At 36.3% G+C, this 16,556-nt stretch carries 17 protein-coding genes; all 17 read left to right on the top strand.

Annotation, left to right across the window (positions count from 1 at the left end; genetic code table 11):
• Window positions 1–31 precede the first annotated feature (31 nt).
• Window positions 32–343 carry a hypothetical protein gene (locus IGJ50_RS16945; protein ID WP_429951647.1) on the top strand — a complete coding sequence of 104 codons (312 nt, stop codon included), beginning with the start codon at window positions 32–34 and terminating at the stop codon, window positions 341–343.
• A complete protein-coding gene (locus tag IGJ50_RS16940) occupies window positions 340–1,494 on the top strand; it encodes a hypothetical protein (protein ID WP_429951646.1) in 1,155 nt (384 codons plus the stop codon). Before IGJ50_RS16945 ends, IGJ50_RS16940 begins: the two co-directional genes overlap by 4 nt.
• Before the next feature lie 98 nt (window positions 1,495–1,592).
• Entirely contained in the window at window positions 1,593–5,156 is a 3,564-nt protein-coding gene (locus IGJ50_RS16935) for an LPXTG cell wall anchor domain-containing protein (RefSeq protein ID WP_429951645.1), read from the top strand.
• Between the two features lie 74 nt (window positions 5,157–5,230).
• Window positions 5,231–5,641, top strand: a complete 411-nt coding sequence (locus IGJ50_RS16930) for a hypothetical protein (RefSeq protein WP_429951643.1) — start codon at window positions 5,231–5,233, stop codon at window positions 5,639–5,641.
• 3 nt (window positions 5,642–5,644) lie between these two features.
• Complete coding sequence (locus IGJ50_RS16925; protein ID WP_429951641.1) at window positions 5,645–6,187, top strand: hypothetical protein; 543 nt, start codon at window positions 5,645–5,647, stop codon at window positions 6,185–6,187.
• Window positions 6,188–6,242: 55 nt separating this feature from the next.
• On the top strand, window positions 6,243–6,578 hold the full coding sequence (locus IGJ50_RS16920; protein WP_429951640.1) for a hypothetical protein: 336 nt from the start codon (window positions 6,243–6,245) through the stop codon (window positions 6,576–6,578).
• Window positions 6,579–6,604: 26 nt separating this feature from the next.
• Window positions 6,605–6,979, top strand: a complete 375-nt coding sequence (locus IGJ50_RS16915) for a hypothetical protein (RefSeq protein WP_429951639.1) — start codon at window positions 6,605–6,607, stop codon at window positions 6,977–6,979.
• Window positions 6,980–7,026: 47 nt separating this feature from the next.
• Window positions 7,027–7,326, top strand: a complete 300-nt coding sequence (locus tag IGJ50_RS16910; protein ID WP_429951638.1) for a hypothetical protein — start codon at window positions 7,027–7,029, stop codon at window positions 7,324–7,326.
• 104 nt (window positions 7,327–7,430) lie between these two features.
• Window positions 7,431–7,886, top strand: a complete 456-nt coding sequence (locus IGJ50_RS16905) for a type III secretion system protein PrgE (protein ID WP_429951636.1) — start codon at window positions 7,431–7,433, stop codon at window positions 7,884–7,886.
• 30 nt (window positions 7,887–7,916) lie between these two features.
• A complete protein-coding gene (locus tag IGJ50_RS16900) occupies window positions 7,917–8,144 on the top strand; it encodes a type III secretion system protein PrgF (RefSeq protein ID WP_429951635.1) in 228 nt (75 codons plus the stop codon).
• A gap of 12 nt (window positions 8,145–8,156) precedes the next feature.
• The gene (locus tag IGJ50_RS16895) at window positions 8,157–8,957 is read left to right on the top strand and encodes a type IV secretion system protein (protein WP_429951633.1); all 801 of its coding nucleotides are present in this window, start codon (window positions 8,157–8,159) and stop codon (window positions 8,955–8,957) included.
• A gap of 1 nt (window position 8,958) precedes the next feature.
• Window positions 8,959–9,312: a PrgI family mobile element protein gene (locus tag IGJ50_RS16890; protein WP_429951631.1), complete on the top strand. Its 354-nt coding sequence runs from the start codon at window positions 8,959–8,961 to the stop codon at window positions 9,310–9,312.
• The gene (locus IGJ50_RS16885) at window positions 9,266–11,647 is read left to right on the top strand and encodes a VirB4-like conjugal transfer ATPase, CD1110 family (RefSeq protein WP_429951630.1); all 2,382 of its coding nucleotides are present in this window, start codon (window positions 9,266–9,268) and stop codon (window positions 11,645–11,647) included. The genes IGJ50_RS16890 and IGJ50_RS16885 overlap by 47 nt, the downstream gene beginning before the upstream one ends.
• An 11-nt stretch (window positions 11,648–11,658) precedes the next feature.
• Window positions 11,659–14,295, top strand: coding sequence for a phage tail tip lysozyme (locus IGJ50_RS16880; RefSeq protein ID WP_429951628.1), 2,637 nt, complete (start codon window positions 11,659–11,661; stop codon window positions 14,293–14,295).
• A gap of 21 nt (window positions 14,296–14,316) precedes the next feature.
• Entirely contained in the window at window positions 14,317–14,988 is a 672-nt protein-coding gene (locus IGJ50_RS16875; RefSeq protein WP_429951626.1) for a hypothetical protein, read from the top strand.
• A complete protein-coding gene (locus tag IGJ50_RS16870; RefSeq protein ID WP_429951624.1) occupies window positions 14,981–15,250 on the top strand; it encodes a hypothetical protein in 270 nt (89 codons plus the stop codon). The genes IGJ50_RS16875 and IGJ50_RS16870 overlap by 8 nt, the downstream gene beginning before the upstream one ends.
• Window positions 15,243–16,547, top strand: coding sequence for a hypothetical protein (locus tag IGJ50_RS16865; RefSeq protein WP_429951622.1), 1,305 nt, complete (start codon window positions 15,243–15,245; stop codon window positions 16,545–16,547). The genes IGJ50_RS16870 and IGJ50_RS16865 overlap by 8 nt, the downstream gene beginning before the upstream one ends.
• Window positions 16,548–16,556 lie beyond the last annotated feature (9 nt).

Genomic DNA, 16,556 nt, shown 5'->3' with positions numbered 1-16,556 from the left:
TCTTTGTTTACTGTAGAAACGAGGTGTAGAATTGGATAATCAAGAACGCAAAAAGCTTAGGTGGAATGAGTTACTTCTTTTGTTAAATAAAGATCCAGATTGGTATAAAAAGACTGGAACAGAACATTACAAGCAGATAGTGACGTTAGGTAGACAGATTTTCCTACAAGATCAAAAAAATAATTTGGAAAAAATTGATGAAGTTAAGTTTCTAACGTTGGTCCATTATGGGTATACGTTGAATCAAATAGCAGCAGAATTTAACGTTTCTGATCAAACATTGTTTTGTTGGAGAAAATCCAAAGGGTACATAAAAAAACGTAAAACGGAGGAAGTAAAATGAAAAAGTTATCCAAAAAACAACTAGTAGTGATTGCAGCGGCAGTTGTGTTAGGTGTAGGTGGAACTTATGCGTATACTAAAAATCAATCGAGTGTAAAAGCCGCAGAAGCAACAAAGGAATTGAAACAATCAACTGGCAATCTAAAAGACTTAGAAAAAAAAATAAATACATTGTTTGATTCTAAAGACCCTGATTTTTTGAGTAAATCAATTAAAACAAAGCAACTAAATGATTTACAAGAACAAGTAGACGAAAAAACTAAAATTTCAAAAAATAAAAAATACGATAAAAAAGAGCTAAAGCAATTTGAGTCAGAAGCAACTGCTGTAAAGGAAAAAATGAAAAAAGCTAAAACGGCGATGCAAACATTAATCGATATTAACGGGATGTATCAACAGACACAAACAGCCGTAGCAATCAATGGATCAGATGTTAAAAAGGATTTACCGATTGCAGACGATTTAACAACAGAGATTGTAGAAAAAGTAAAAAAATCAGACTTTAAAGAAGGCGCAACAACAACCTATGATAAAACGATCAACGAATTGCTTTCGATTGCTGAAAATCAATTGAATCAAATCGAAAAAGCTAAAACAGAAGTCAGTAAGGTTTTTAAAGACAACAAAGTTGTTTCTACTGATTCCACATTATACGACACGGCGAAAACAGAAGTAGATAAAGTCAAAAATGAAAAAGCTAAAAAAGACTTACAAGCTCAACTTGATAAAGTAAAAGCCGATAGTGATAAAAAAGCAAAAGAAGAAGCAGACAAAACAACTCAAGCAAAACAAGCAGAAGAACAAGCAGCAAACGCAACAGCACAAGCCCAACAACCTGCGACACTAGACAATGGTGCAACAGGAACAGAAGCACAAGCAGGAACGAATAACGCACCTGCAACAAACAATTATGCGAATGCAGGAGCAGGGTATGACAATACAGGCGGTGGCAACACGGGTGGCGGTTATACAGCACCTCCTGCCACAGGTGGCGGTCATACAGGTAGTGGCAATGCAGCTCCACCTGCTCAACCTTCTACTGGAGGTAATTCTGATGGATCGTTAACGCAAGAACAAGGAAACCAAGCAGAAAAAGATGCAGCTAATAGTGATCCAACCAAAGATCCAAACAGCCCTTGGTACAAACCATAATTTCATAGCGAATGAGAAGCAACCTTAAATTAGAGGTTGCTTTTTTCTGTGTCCGAAATGACGGTATAAACTAATTATATTTTAAGGGAGAGAATGATATGAAGTGGAAAAAGCTGTTTCGTTCCGATGAACGGAAACCAAAAGAAAGGAGTCCAATCTATAAGAAAATTAGAAAAGGTATTACAAGTGTAGGGTTGCTGACCTTACTCTTAGGAATTGGCGCAACCACAAGTAGTCAGGTTAATGCTTTAGAGTTACCACAAGGGGCAACGCAAGTTGGAACCATTAACAATGCGCCTGTTATCAAATCACCAACCGATGATATGGCCAGTGACACGTTTCAAGATATTTTAGCAGCATTATTAGAAGGTGCAGGCAATCCAACGTACATTATTAACCAAGCTGCGTGGGGTTCGTCAACTAGTCTTTTCAATGGAAAACCGTTGTCAAGTATCAGTTCTTCTGCTACAACGATTTTAGGCGCAGATGGATTTTTACCAACAGATTCGGCCATAGAAATACCTGTCGGACAATCAGCGTATGTTCAAAATGTGGGAACGGCAATTAAAACCGATGATGGGTCATTAATCCCAATTTCATTACAGGTTACAGTCAATAGTGCCACAGAACCTGATGGTACGCCCTATGAAACGGTACTCATGGGCGCAAAATCTCAAAATAGTGTGATTACACTAGGGTGGGGATCAATTGTCCGAGGAGGATCAAATACTGGTGGTGGTCAAACGGAAGGCGGAGGTACCGGTGGAGAATCTTCAGATGGCACCTTAATGGGGTATCTTGAATCCAGTTCCTACACCTTAACCTTTATCAATAGTGACACAGGTCAACCTTTACCCAAAGATGATACACTAATGCCTATCAAAAACTCGGATATTGATGCCAATCAATTAGCGGAAATGGGTGCTAATGGAGCATTAGGCTATGTTCTTTCGCCTGATACTGCATTAACACAAGTCGGCAACGGCTTTCGTTCAACCTCTGATGGGGCAGTCAATGAAGACTCGTCTGATTTAACTGAAAACAGCTACGTGGTATTGAAAAAATACAATAGTAACTGGGTTCAGTATAAATATATGGACGGTGCAGGGAATCACCTAGACATTGTATCAGGTCACTTTGGGAACTCACCTTTCAAGATCAGTGAGCTGCTAGGTGGCTTTCTTGAAATCAACAAATCTGTCTTAGGGTTTGGCAACAAGCCATGGAATAGCAACTATTCCTTTGACAAACTCTTATTTGATGTAAAAAACAAAGAGGGGAAAGTCTTAGATACAATAAAATTAGATAAAAATGGTTATGGAAAGTCAAAAAGAATTATGAAAGGAAATTATACCGTTGTGGAACGTTCGACAGGTTGGGCTTCTACAGGACAAACGGTTCGTCCAAATGAGAATACAATCATAAAAACGGGTGAGACGACTACGTTGAAACTGGAAAATAAGCCAGTATTAGGTCAATCTACTATTCAAAAAGTAGATAAAGATACTGGAACAGCCGTTAATGGGAAAGCAGATTTAACAGGAACTGTCTTCCAATTGTTCTATAACGATACGTCCACAGGTTCCTCACCGCATAAAAAAGGTGATCCAGTAAAATGGGGCGATCAACCGAATCCAACCTTATTGATTGGGGAAAAAGTGACCAGTGCGCTTGTCGGGGGAACAACAGTAGACTTTGGTGATAACGTTGCTATAAAAGTAGATCCAAAAAGTTTGAAAGCTTCTGTCGGCACTCTTTCATTAGGAGATTACTCCTGGAAAGAAATCGATGCAGGGATTGGGTACACAGTAGATGGACTCAATCATGATTTTTCAATCAAGTACAAAGATGAAAAAACAGAAACAGTTATTGGGGACGAATTAACAGCGAAGAATCGAATCATAGATGCTGCAATCAAGATCAATAAAATGGCAACCTTACCTGAACATCAAGGGGGTTCAGGAATCAATGATATTGAGTTTACTGCAACGCCGATGGAAGGGACAATTGCTGATCCAGTAGTCATGACGACAGGCGTTGATCCAGTAAGTGGAGACGATGGCTATGCGACAGGAAACTTAGTCTATGGTGATTGGAAAATCGAAGAGACAAAAGGGCTTGAAGGCTACAAGGATATTAAACCCGTCTATGTTCATATGGAAACAGACAGTGAAAAAGATAGTTTGACTATCACTGCTAGTTATTATGAAGATTTCTCTAAGCCGTTTTCTACTCGTAGATTTGTGCTACAAGACAGCAGTGCAGAAAAAAATCCAAACAGTCAAGGAACCGTTGGAAGTATCACAACAGAAAAACCAACAATCAGCTTGTCAACGTTGCATTTTAACGACAATCCAGAGGAAGAAACACCGCCAACACCACCCACACCGCCTACAAAAGATGTCACAAAAACAGATAAAGGCGAATCAATCAATGAGGGAAATGTGGCGCTAAATTCAGATTTCTTCTACGAATTAAATGCTAGTGTTTTACAACCAAACCGTGGCGATACTACAACATGGACAATCAACGACGACTACGACGAAAATTTTGATCGTTATAATGGTTGGTTTAAATTATACGCAACAACAGACTTTGATTCTTACAAAGCAGGCGATGAACTCCCAACGGAATTTATCACAGCTGAAGATAAGGACGGCAAGGTCTTATTTACTGCTCAAAAGGACTTCTTAGACCTTGTAAACAAACATAAAGACAAAGAAGTCGGTTTTACAATCCATGCTTCTTTCTACCGTTTCAAAGCGTCTGACGAGGTAGTGAATACCTTCGTGGAAACAGTCAACGATGTGAAACAGGATTCTAACGAAGTATTCACAAAAACACCGAAACCTGAACCACATAAATTTGATTTGTCTGAAGAAAAGGTTGATTTAACAGGAGATAGCCTATTGGATGACGACAAAGAAATGAAGGATCGTTACGAAGAATCAAATAGCGATCCATACAATGATAAAACAGATAACAATGAAAAAGAAAATATCAATACTACCATTGTAAATGCTGGTGATACATTGGTTTATCAATTATGGCTAGACACACGTCCATTTGATGAAACAAGTAAATTAACTAATTTAAGAATGGTTGACACGTACGACAAAGAAGCCTTGACCGTTGATACGAAAAAAGTGAAAGTTTACAACGACAAAGGAGAAGACGTGACAGACTTGTTTAAAGTGGAAGATACAGACGAGGGATTAGTGATTGCTGCAAACGTCTTTACTAAAGCGAAAAATTCTAAGGGTGAAGAAGTATCGATTGTTGATACAAAGAAACTGCCATTTGGGGACTATTACAAGATTGACGTACCAATGACGGTAAAAGATACTGTGAAAGCAGATTATGAGATTATCAATACTGCCGATCAACAGTGGACAGATTCAGATGGTACAGACGATCACCACATTACAGAAAAACGTGTCAATAAGACACCAGGAGCGTCAACACCTAAGAAGGAAGAATCAAAAAATCCAGTTGAGAAAGTTGTTGCAGCGGTACTCCCTAACACGGGTGATAGACCACAAATGGCTATTCTAAAGGTAGTTGGATGGGTACTAGTGATTGGCGCATGTCTCTTCTGGAAAAGAGAACAACTACTACAATTATACAGAAGAAAAAAACGTGAATTATTATCAAAACGTTAATACAAGGCAAGAGAAACAACAATTCGTTGTTTCTCTTTTCTTATTTCAATTATTAAAGAGAAAGAGGTTTGGCTATGTTAAAGGAGCGTGATTCCAACAGAAATATTCAAAAAGTGATTACAAATTTACCCTTAACATTAATTCCGAAAAAATTCATTGACACTGATCAACAGTTGAATTTAGATGGGGCGACAAAAGAACTAAAATTAGAGTTAGTCTATTCAGTAGATGAACGACATTTTGGAAAGGAAACAGTGTATTTGTCCAATGAAGAGTATAGTCTTTCCTATTTAGGAATCATTCATCCGAATGGAAACGTGAAGTTATATCGCTTACGAGCTGTTAATCATAATAAAATAGATAAGCGAGTCTTTTTTTACTGTAAGGATGTGTCACGAAGCAGTAAAACTCAATTTCAATTAGACAAATGGGAAAAAAGAATAAATGAATCAGTCGAATTAGAAACTATTTTAAGGCAGGTGTAATCGATGTATCAAGACTATTTAGAGGAAGTGAAGAAGGTTCCTGATTTAACATTAGGACAAATACTTTTGCTAGTTATTGTTATTCTACTAGGTGTTGGATTAGTGATTCTTATGGATATGTTTGAATTATTTCCTTTGATTTTTATATTTGCAATGGGAATACTTATATATTCGCTTTTTGCCCAATCGAGTGAACTAAAGGCAATTGAGGATAAATACAGAGAAGCTGCTCCGTCAGAATGGGTCAAAAAAAAGGAAGATAATCTGTATTCAATGAATGTTCAAGATAAAGTTAAACTACAAGGATTAAGTGGCATATTTTTGAATCAAATCTCAAGCAACGATTTTACAGATTATCGATATGTTGTAAAAACAGAGAATGGTTACCAATTAAGAACCTTATCTAAACAGTATAAAGGCTTATCTGAAGGTAATATTTATATTCAAGAAAAACCTGAAACTGTTTCACCTAAAATTATTCTTGAACAACACCAATATAAAAAAAAGAATTCAATAAAGTTTTTGGTGCCAGAGAAAAAAGAGTGATCTTTGTTGTTCCAGAAGGGACAGTACAGACCAAATTTGAAGAGGGAGTGATCAAATGAGTCATTTTAATGTGTTAGAAAAGATTAAAGCGCAAGGATATGACGTTGCAGTTTTAGATTTGGATCGACTTGATCATGCTAGCACGTTTGATCCGATTCAGATTTTTATGGAAAGAAAACGACGAAAAGAACATTCTTATCGTAAATGGAAACATTGTAGGCCACGTAAGAGATTATTTTTTGATGAGTATCACTTACTTATGGATAGACCAGTAGTTATGAATAAACCGGATTTTTGCTCTGGTTCGGGAATGTCTCATGCTTTAGTATTACCTGAAAAGCTAGATGATAAGTCAGTTTTAATCACAGATCCAGCAAATGACAAAATTTAACGGCTATTTTGAATGAGGTGAACCAGGTGCGTTATTTAGATTACTTTTTACTCTTTGGTGGGTTAGTATCCATGATTTACCTGTTTAGATTGAGCTTTATAGAAAGAAATCAGTTAATAGAAAATATTTTTGATCCTAAAAACAAGGAGTCAGTTTTAAAAGCTTGTTTTTATGATGAATTTGAAAAGAAAAACGTAATCAAACGCTTCAGTATTCTTGAAGATAAAATAGACTTAAGTTTACGTTCGATGGATATTTCTCTGGAAAACAGATATAAGTTAGAGCAAGAATTACTAAAAGTAAATGAATTGAGAAGTTCCATAGAATCAGGCGACTATGTACGAAAATTAGTAGAATTATCACCTGAAGAACGTCGATTAGACAATTGGGACGAATTTTAAGTAAGAGAGAAAGTTGTAAAAAAAATCAGATCAAAGGAGGAAAATCAATGAAAAAAGTCAATTCAGCAACTATTGAAATTGCAAGATATGTAATAGAAATTGATCATACTCAATGGCCATTTTGTAAAAGGGAATTTCCTGAAGCAGCTTTTGATGAGGTGAGAAGAAAGTATCTATCTTTGAATGAAGACTTTTTTGATAGCAGTGATTTGGGACAATTGGAAAATGAAATCTTAAATGGAGAGGTAATTCACTTAGAGAATATTTGTTTAGCACCTGATTATTATTGTTATTACAACGAAAGAACAAAAAAATATATAGCAGTGTTGATTACTAATAGAGAATGATCATTGATTTAATAGGAAATTTAATAATGAAGACAAGGTACTTATTTCTATGGGAATAGGTGCTTTTTTGTTGTAAAAAAATTAGTTTAAAGGAGAGAAAATCAATGAAATATCAAAGACCAACAGAGCGTAGGAATGGATTTAAACAGTTTTCAGTAGGAACGCATGCAGCAACTATTACAAAAGTAGTGAATAAACAAGCAAAAAGCGGAAGCGATATGTTTATTCTATTTCTTGAAGGGAAAAATGAAGAACAAGGTCGTTTCTTTTTAACGTTTGGAAATGATTTTACACAAGACAATTTGAATTTTCTTCTTGCGAGCATTGAAGACAACGGTGTTGAGATTCCAGATTTGACCTTTGGATATAATCCAGATACGTTGAAATTTCTTACAAGAAAAGACGTTTATATTCGAGTAGAAGAAGGATCATATCAAGGTCAGCCACAGGCGCAAATAAAAGAATTTTTAACACTAGAAGAGTTTGAAAACAGCGAAGAAGAATCAGGATTTGACGGATTTGGACAAGAGGATAATTTTCACTCTTCAGAATGGCAATAACAAAAAAATGAATAGAAAAGAGGAAATATAATGGATATCGTTTCAAAAATAGTTACAGCGATAGGAGCTATTATCACTGTATTATCACTAGTAGGTGTACTTTTAGGTGTAAAAGATGTTCGTTCAGGAATGGCTAATGATGATCCAAGAAAAACGGATAAAGGTATCGAAGCCGTAGTGGTAGGTGGAGCAATTACCCTTATTTCAGCAGGTGTCACGGCAGCAATTCTTGTTCAATTAGGAGCAATTAAATTTTAAGGAGGGAAGGATATGAATGTTCCAGAGTCTACCCTCAATCAATTATTTCAAAGTTTAGGAGAGTATAATCCAACAACGAATGAAGTTATGGAAAAGATTGCTAAGGTTCTTATTCCTTTAGGAATAGCAATCTTAGGCATTCTTTTCATGGTGGAACTATCAAATACGACAAAAAAATTCAAAACGGAAGAAGACCGTTTAGGTGTTGAAGTTTTGGCGGACTTAGCAATGAAATATATCGTAGCATTCATTTTAATCATGATGTCAGGATATATTGTGGATGGTATTGTATGGTTCGGAATTCAGATTGCCAAATGGATCAATTCGATTGTTACTATCGCCGGAACAAGTGATGCTATACCTCAAATGGGGAAAGTTTCATGGTGGGCAAAACCAATCGTATTTTTGTTTCAAATATTTGCCTATATTGCGTTGTGGTTATCGGGTGTTATTGCGAATATTCTCATTTTTTTACGAGGAATTCAGCTGTATATCGTCAAAGCAATGGCGCCCATTTTGATTGCCTTCTTTGTAAATGATGAATTACGATCGATTGCTGTGGGCTATATCAAACAGATTATGGCACTCGTATTGCAAGGTGCTTTATTGGTGTTAATTATTGGGTTAATTCCAATATTAACAGCAAATGATTATTTGTCGTTTGCTTCATTTGAAGGTGGAGTATGGTCTAGTGCAGGTGCATTGGTCATTAATATAATGATCTACATTTCACTTATTTTGAAATATGTAGCGATCATCATTATTTTGATAGGATCACAAGGAATGGCCAAACGATTTATGGGGGCGATGTAAGATGGCAATAGGATCACAGTTTTATAAAGATGTGTCCAAAATTGAGCGTAAAGTTTGGGGAATCAGTATAAGGCAATTCAAGGCATATGTCATATTCATTGGTATAGCTATTGTGTTAGGAATAGAAATCTTTTTTCTTCCTGATTGGGCTTTCTTGATTTTTTGTGTCCCAACAGCGCTTATTTTAGGGGCATATCCAGTACTTTTACTATTAGATGCATGGAGAGAGAAGAAACGAAAAATTGAACTCTACTTTTATTATGAAGATCGTCCTTATAGATCAGGACAGATAAGGAGATATGAAAAACATGAATTTACTCAAAAAGAAACCGTCAAAGAAACAGATTCGATCTAAACAAACAGAAAAGCAAATGAAACAACGTGTGATGGAAAAAGCCAATCCAACGGCGCAAGACAGTATTAAGTACACTAGCCAGTTTCAGGAAGGGTTAATGCATGTCGTTGAAGGGGAGTATTCCAAGACCTATCGATTAGGTGAAGTCGATTATGAGGTTTCAATGGAACAAGAACAGGAAGATATCGTGGTTGGTTATGCGGACGGGTTGAATACTCTAGATAAAAATTCAAGATATCAACTATTAGTTCTTAATAAACGAATTGATGACTCTTTATTAGAGTCTATTTTATTACCTTATGCGGCAGATCCATTGGACAATTATCGCCAAGAAATGAATGAGATCATTGATAAACAGTTCCAACAAGACCAACGAAACTTTACTATTGAAAAATATGCCACATTTACAACAAAAAGTTCGTCTAGAAAACAGGCCAATAAAAATATTGAAACAATCGCAAAAAACTTCAAAAATCGTTTTGAAGCAAATGATGTAGACCTGTCTGTCACTCCATTAAATGGTGTAGAACGATTGTCAGTTATGAATGATTTGTTGCGTCCTAGTTCTTATTTTAGTACGACGTATCAAGATATTGCGGTATCGGGATTAAATAGTAAAGCCTTCATTGTTCCTGGCAAAATTCGTTTTGTGAAAGAAAAAAAATACATGCGTTTAGGCGAATATTATGCGGCAGTACTCTATATTCGTCAGTACCCTAAATACTTAGAAGATCGTTTGATACGAGAATTATGTGCAATTGGAACAGAGCTTGCAATCAGTATACATGCAGCCCCATACGACATGATCCGAGCAAAGAAAAATATTCAAACGATGCAGACACTGAATAATGTAGCAATCAGTAAGCAACAAAAAGACAATTTTCGTCAAGGTGTTGGGGAAGATATGATTGCCGGTGATTTGAAGGACACCAAAGAATCAACTGAAGCCTTAATGGAGGAAATTAAGGAAAACGGACAAAAAATGTTTTCAGGGATTTTTACTACGTTTTTGATTGCGAAAACAGAAGCTGAGTTAGAGGAGTCTATTAAAGCTGTTGAGGACGTTGGCCATACATGGCAAGTGGACTTTGAGGTAGTTGAAGACTACAAAGAAGAAGCGTTGAATACGATTTTACCGATTGGAAAACCATATTTAGATGTAGAAATGAATTACATGCGTGATATGACGAGTACCAACGTAGCTTCACAGGTACCTTTTACAAATGTTGAGTTACAAAGCCCAACAGGTCAATATTATGGACGGAATCAAATGACAAATAATGTGATCACGTTGGATCGAAAAAAAGACTTGCCTACGCCTAGCGGATTAATTTTTGGTACGTCGGGTGCAGGTAAGGGGATGGCGACAAAATGGGAAATGATTAGTGCGTTGTTGCGCTATCCTGATGATTTGTTCCGTATTGTTGATCCTGAGAGTGAGTATATCCCTATTGCACGAGCTTTCGGAGCTGAAATTTTAGATATTTCAACAGGCACTCAACACCACTTGAACATTTTAGATATGGTTGATAGCCGATTATTAGATTCGGAAGATCGTAATGTCGATTTAGTTAAGGAAAAAGCGAATTTGTTGTCTAGCTTATTTGAATCGCTACTTAAATCTTATACAGATGAGGATGCCTCGATCGTTGACCGTGTGACAAGAAAAACTTATGCGGCCTTTGAGGGAAATGCCGAAGCTCCAACTTTAGTAGAATGGTATGACATTTTATTAAAACAGCCGGAACCTGAAGCTAAAACGTTAGCAACAAAAGTAGAAACTTACTGTATTGGTTCTCAAGATATTTTTGCACATAAAACAAATATTGATTTGAACGCAAAATTTGTCGTATTCAATATCAAAAAACTCGATGAAAAAATGAAACCTTTTGCGATGAAGGTTATTTTAGATCAGATTTGGAAACAAGTAGTTGCTAATCAAGGAAAAGTCACTACTCGTCTATACTTTGATGAATTACAAGTGAATTTTGAAGAAGAAAGTTCCGCTAATTGGTTTTTGAACTTGTGGGTGCGTATTCGTAAGTATGGGGCGATTACAACAGGAATCACACAAAATATTTCTACTATGTTGGATAGTCCAGCTGGTATAAAAATGCTTTCCAATAGTGAGTTTATGATTTTATTACGTCAAAAACCAGTAGATTTACAACGACTTAAAGAAGCGGTCAATTTGAAACCTAAATTATTGAAATATGTAGGTGAAAAAGTGCCACAAGGAACAGGGTTGATCTATGCCAATGGTACGATCGTTCCATTTGAAAATCCTATTCCAGAGAATACAGAACTCTTTAAAATCATGAACACAGATGCTTAGGAAGTGAGTGTATGACGAAAGAAGAGAAGCCTTCTTGGAAAGAAAAGCAAAAGCTTGCGCCAAGAGTGAAGGATGGTGTTAGTAAAAATGCTTTTCGTAATCCACGAGAAGCAACGAAAGTATCTAAAAAAGCATTTAAACAGGCAAAAAAAGACTATAAACTTTCTAGAAAAAGTTATAAAAGTCAACTAAAAAAGCATAAAATCAATGTGAAAAATGACGGGAAACCGTCCTCGATAGACCATATCATTGCAAAGAAAAAGTTTATTGAGGATAAAAATGGCAAAAAAGTTGCAAAGCGTGTGTTTCAAAAAACAAAGGCAAAAGATAAAACTAGAATTTCTGTTCAATTAAAAGGTGAGGCAAAAGTTTCCTTAAAACAAGATTTGAAGCAGCAAGCAAGAAAAGTGATGAATGGAGACGACTTATTAAACGAAGGAGCAGAGACGTATCAAAAAGCACGACGAGCCAATCAAAAGATTCGTATTGGCCTAAAAGTTGGTAAGAATACTGGAAAAGTAGTATTGAAAACAGGAAAAAGTGTTTATGGTTTAGGAAATCGAACATTTAACTTTTCGAGAGGACGTGGGTTCCACCGAACACCAGAGAATCTTACTACAAGAAAACAATTGATGTATAAAATACGTAATCATCGACAACGAATGAAAGCTGCGAAAGCTGCTAAAAAAGCACAAAATGGAGTAGGACTTCTACGTTCTATATTAAGTGGGAAGAAGTCAGTTATAAAGGCGGTCTCTTTAGCTCTCCAAAATCCTATCACTTGGATAGTCATGCTTGTATTCATAGTTGTCTTTGTATTGTTGGCAGTAGCAGGAGGAACAACAAAACCTGCAATTTTACAAGATGAAGATGATCTGACTGAAGCATGGACCCACCTGACAAAACAAGATGCAAAACATAGTGATGATACAAACGTGTTTTACAGCAATATTGACGATGTTATGTTTTACATGAATTATCGCTATGAGGATTACAAGATATGGGAAGCAGCAAAAGACGGAACATTGCCATATGTTCTAAAGTTGAACAGACTTTGGAAAGATTTAAATGGAAAGTCACCTGATTATAAGTTGAAAACAATGGATGATTTGATCAAAGAAAAAGATTATCGTTACTATCTGACCGATGAGGACTATGAAGAATTTACTGAGATAAAAAATAGATTAGGATATAGCACTTTGGATGGGCAACTGATTTTTCCATTTGAGACAGAATCATTAATTATCTCTAGACGTTATGGTTATGATAAAGTCGATGGTGATATGAAAATGAATGATAGCATTGAAGTCATGACAGATAAAAATAGTGCATTTAATACTCCAATGAGTGGGAAAATCACAAAAATACTTTCGAGTGATTCAATAGTTATAACAGAAAAGAATGATGCTAGGTTGACCATTAAAGGGGTTTCTAGTGGTCGTTTCAAAGTGAATGATACGATAGCCGAAGGAACATTTCTTGGAAATACTACAGGAGAAAAAGTGACGATTAAATATGAGAAATTCAAGATAAAAATCAATTCGAATTTAGAAAAAGAAGAAACATGGTATACAGTAAATCCAGCTTTTTATTTTCCAAGCGTTACCTATGTTCAAACAACAATTCTTGGAATGTCTGATTTTGCCCCTGGACAAGACGTAGAAAAAAGAGCAAATGAAGTTTATGACTATCTTACAAAATTAGGCTATAAAAAAGAAGGGATTGCGGCTATCTTAGGCAACTTTTCAGTAGAAAGTGGGATCAATCCAAAACGAGCAGAAGGTGATTACTTAAACCCGCCTGTTGGAGCAAGTGTCAATTCTTGGGATAACCCTACTTGGTTAGCAATGGGCGGAACGGAAATCTATGGAAAATTCCCAAACATTCTTCATAGAGGCCTAGGACTAGGTCAATGGACAGATACAGCTGACGGAAGCACACGTCATACCTTGTTGCTGGATTATGCAAAATCAAAAAACAAGAAATGGTATGATTTACAACTCCAGTTAGACTTTATATTCAATGGCGATTCTCCAGCGTATCGAACAATGGCTGCTAACACGGCTGGAAATAAGGTTGCAGCGACGGTGCCAGAATTAACGGTTTACTTTTTAAATAATTGGGAAGGGAATCCTGGAGACAAAGTAAGTGAACGAATACAAGCAGCACAAAACTGGTTTAACTTTTTATCTAGTTCAGGTAATGAAGTCAATGGATCTAGTAATGAAGTATTCCAAAAATATAAAGACAAAATGAAACCACTACCTACAGACAAGGAAACAAAACCAGGACAAGGGTGGCCAGGAAACGCCTATGCACTAGGAAACTGTACGTGGTACGTATACAACAGAATGGCACAATTAGGAAAATCCATTCACCCAACAATGGGGAATGCTAACCAATGGGTGTTTAATTATACCCAAACACCAGGCGCAAGCCTTGTTTCAACGCCAAGAAGAGGAGATGCTGTGATTTTTACAAATGGAGTGGCTGGATCAAGTTCAGTTTACGGACATGTGGCATTCGTAGAATATGTCAATAGTGATGGAACATTTGTGATCTCTGAAATGAATGTGAGTGGCGAATATTCCATGAGTTGGCGTGTCTTGAAAAAAGAAGCAGGCGAATTCTTTATGCGTGTGAATTAATGGAAGGAGAAAGTAGTTCTTATGTATAACCATGACAAGATACGAAAATTAAAGAAAGCAGGCTGGACTCTAGGCCTGCTTTTTCTAGTGTTTCTATGTTTTTTCGTTGGATTCAGTGTAGGAAAAAACAAGCAAAAATCGGCACAAAAACCAGTTAAACAAGAGGTTGTAGAAAAGAAAAAAGACCTTACTACCGATACGGTACAAAAATTTCTTATTGCCTATTATACAAGAAAAGATTTAGGTGAGAATCGCAACCGATATGAACCTTTGGTGACCACCTCTATGTATAACGAGTTAACAACGGAAGAAAAACAACCAGTTAATCAAGCGTATAGAGGATATGTGGTCAACCAGGTCTTGGATTCAGCGAATATATACATTAATACTGAAGAAGATACAGCAATTTGCGTTGTGACATACAAAAATACTCAACGAATTAAAATTGGGACCGATGAAGGCGCACTGAAGAATCAATCGAATCAAGAAGCTGTGCAATTAACCTTTACGCAGCAAGGAAAAAAATACTTGGTGGATAAACTGGAGCCTGTGACGTTGACAAATTTATTAAATACGGACAGCAATTCATACAACACAAATGTAACGACAGAATCCAATTATTCTGATCAAACACAGCTAACAACGACAAGTTCAACCACATTAACCACAACGGAGGAATCAAGCCATGAGTAGAATCGAAGAATTAGAAAAGAGACAAAAACGGCTAGAAAATGAACTGGAAAAAGCAAAAGAGCGATTAAAAAAGCAACAAGAAATTGTTAGTAAAAAAGAAACGGAGATTAAGCAGACAGAAGCCGAACTGCTTTCCGCTTTATTGATTGAAAATGATCTTACGTTAACGGACTTAAAGTCACTTTTAGCAACTAATCAAACAGCTGACCCTGCTTTAGAAGAAGCACCAAAGGATAATGAAGGAGGAGCTGAACATGTTTAATTTTTTAAAGGGAACATTCAGTTTTGAAGTGATTCATTCAGATAATATTCAAACAGAATCGATCCTGACTCCAGAATCATTAGTCAACTATGTTATTGGCATAAATAACCACTTAATCAAAGTAGAAGAGACTGGTTGGGTGTATGCAGAAAAATTTAAGGAAAGCAAAAAAGGTAAAGAAATACTTTATGCATTTAAAATCGAGCTGCCGTTATACGAAGACAACCCCTATTTTGATCAATTACTTTCACCGTTTTATACGAAAAAGAAACTAGCATTTGAAGAGGTTGTTCTTCCTGAAGCAACTGAAGCGACTAAAAATGAAGGAGGTACACCAAAATTGCCGCCAGAATTACAAGCACTGGCGGAGTCTGGTACAAAATGTTTGGAAGAGCAAGCACCTGAAACGGTTGAAATTAGCGAAATGAACTTTGAAGAACAGGACCTCGTAGATCCTAACGATGATCAGGCTGAACAGCAACAATTAATCGAAAATCTTATGTATCAACTAGAAATGCAACAAGAAGAAATTCAACAACTAAAGCAAGAAAATGCTTCAGATCTCAGCCTAAAAAAGCCTTTTACACATATGGAATTACAAACTGAGCCGGTGATTAAGAAGAAACAGACTGAAGTAAGTTCAGATAAATCATATCCAAGCCTTTCCTTGGATTCGATTGAACCAAAAGCAGAAGAACCACCCGTTTTATCTACTCCTGATTCGATTGGGGCTGTAAGTGATGTGTTGGATCTTGTAAAAAATGAATTTTCTTCTCGTCTTTCTAGTTTTGTGGAAGAAGAGACAACCAAAATTAATCAAGAAATCAAAGAGCTTGATACTCGTCACTTGATTGAAGAAGAAGTGACAAAACGTGTTCAGACTGAGAAGAAGCGGACAATTGATGCCGAGATCCTTGTGCTAGAAAATGAAGAACAAAAAGAGCTAAAAGAAGAACAGAAGCGCCACGAATCAGCGGTAGCAACTATTAAACGTACTTGTGCTGAGAAGAAAGCAACCAAAGAACAAGAATTAGACATTCATTTTAAAGAAAAACTATCTAATGATATTGCGGCTGAGTACAAGACACAAACCGATCAATTGACTCGTATTTTGCAAGGAAAGAAAGACGAGCTAGCATTTAAACAAAAAGAAATGAACGAAGGCTTAAAAGCTAATTTTGCCCAGGTACTTGCTTCATTCAATGAAACGCACGAAAAGGTGATTGAACAAGTAGAGCAACAAAAAGTGGCCAATCAACCGATTGATTTTTTAGCCCATAAAAAAGTAGCCAATTAGAAATGAGGT

The organism is Enterococcus sp. AZ101 (assembly GCF_050499005.1).
Taxonomy (GTDB): domain Bacteria; phylum Bacillota; class Bacilli; order Lactobacillales; family Enterococcaceae; genus Enterococcus_L; species Enterococcus_L ureilyticus.
Note: the sequence above shows the minus strand (reverse complement) of the source record. Positions and strands in the feature narration are given on the sequence as shown.

What these genes read in the sequence shown, in the direction of transcription:
- IGJ50_RS16940 (WP_429951646.1), top strand. Translation starts at nt 340, where the DNA reads ATGAAAAAGTTATCCAAAAAACAACTAGTAGTGATTGCAGCGGCAGTT.
- IGJ50_RS16935 (WP_429951645.1), top strand. Translation starts at nt 1,593, where the DNA reads ATGAAGTGGAAAAAGCTGTTTCGTTCCGATGAACGGAAACCAAAAGAA.
- IGJ50_RS16930 (WP_429951643.1), top strand. Translation starts at nt 5,231, where the DNA reads ATGTTAAAGGAGCGTGATTCCAACAGAAATATTCAAAAAGTGATTACA.
- IGJ50_RS16925 (WP_429951641.1), top strand. Translation starts at nt 5,645, where the DNA reads ATGTATCAAGACTATTTAGAGGAAGTGAAGAAGGTTCCTGATTTAACA.
- IGJ50_RS16920 (WP_429951640.1), top strand. Translation starts at nt 6,243, where the DNA reads ATGAGTCATTTTAATGTGTTAGAAAAGATTAAAGCGCAAGGATATGAC.
- IGJ50_RS16910 (WP_429951638.1), top strand. Translation starts at nt 7,027, where the DNA reads ATGAAAAAAGTCAATTCAGCAACTATTGAAATTGCAAGATATGTAATA.
- IGJ50_RS16905 (WP_429951636.1), top strand. Translation starts at nt 7,431, where the DNA reads ATGAAATATCAAAGACCAACAGAGCGTAGGAATGGATTTAAACAGTTT.
- IGJ50_RS16900 (WP_429951635.1), top strand. Translation starts at nt 7,917, where the DNA reads ATGGATATCGTTTCAAAAATAGTTACAGCGATAGGAGCTATTATCACT.
- IGJ50_RS16895 (WP_429951633.1), top strand. Translation starts at nt 8,157, where the DNA reads ATGAATGTTCCAGAGTCTACCCTCAATCAATTATTTCAAAGTTTAGGA.
- IGJ50_RS16890 (WP_429951631.1), top strand. Translation starts at nt 8,959, where the DNA reads ATGGCAATAGGATCACAGTTTTATAAAGATGTGTCCAAAATTGAGCGT.
- IGJ50_RS16885 (WP_429951630.1), top strand. Translation starts at nt 9,266, where the DNA reads ATGAATTTACTCAAAAAGAAACCGTCAAAGAAACAGATTCGATCTAAA.
- IGJ50_RS16880 (WP_429951628.1), top strand. Translation starts at nt 11,659, where the DNA reads ATGACGAAAGAAGAGAAGCCTTCTTGGAAAGAAAAGCAAAAGCTTGCG.
- IGJ50_RS16875 (WP_429951626.1), top strand. Translation starts at nt 14,317, where the DNA reads ATGTATAACCATGACAAGATACGAAAATTAAAGAAAGCAGGCTGGACT.
- IGJ50_RS16870 (WP_429951624.1), top strand. Translation starts at nt 14,981, where the DNA reads ATGAGTAGAATCGAAGAATTAGAAAAGAGACAAAAACGGCTAGAAAAT.
- IGJ50_RS16865 (WP_429951622.1), top strand. Translation starts at nt 15,243, where the DNA reads ATGTTTAATTTTTTAAAGGGAACATTCAGTTTTGAAGTGATTCATTCA.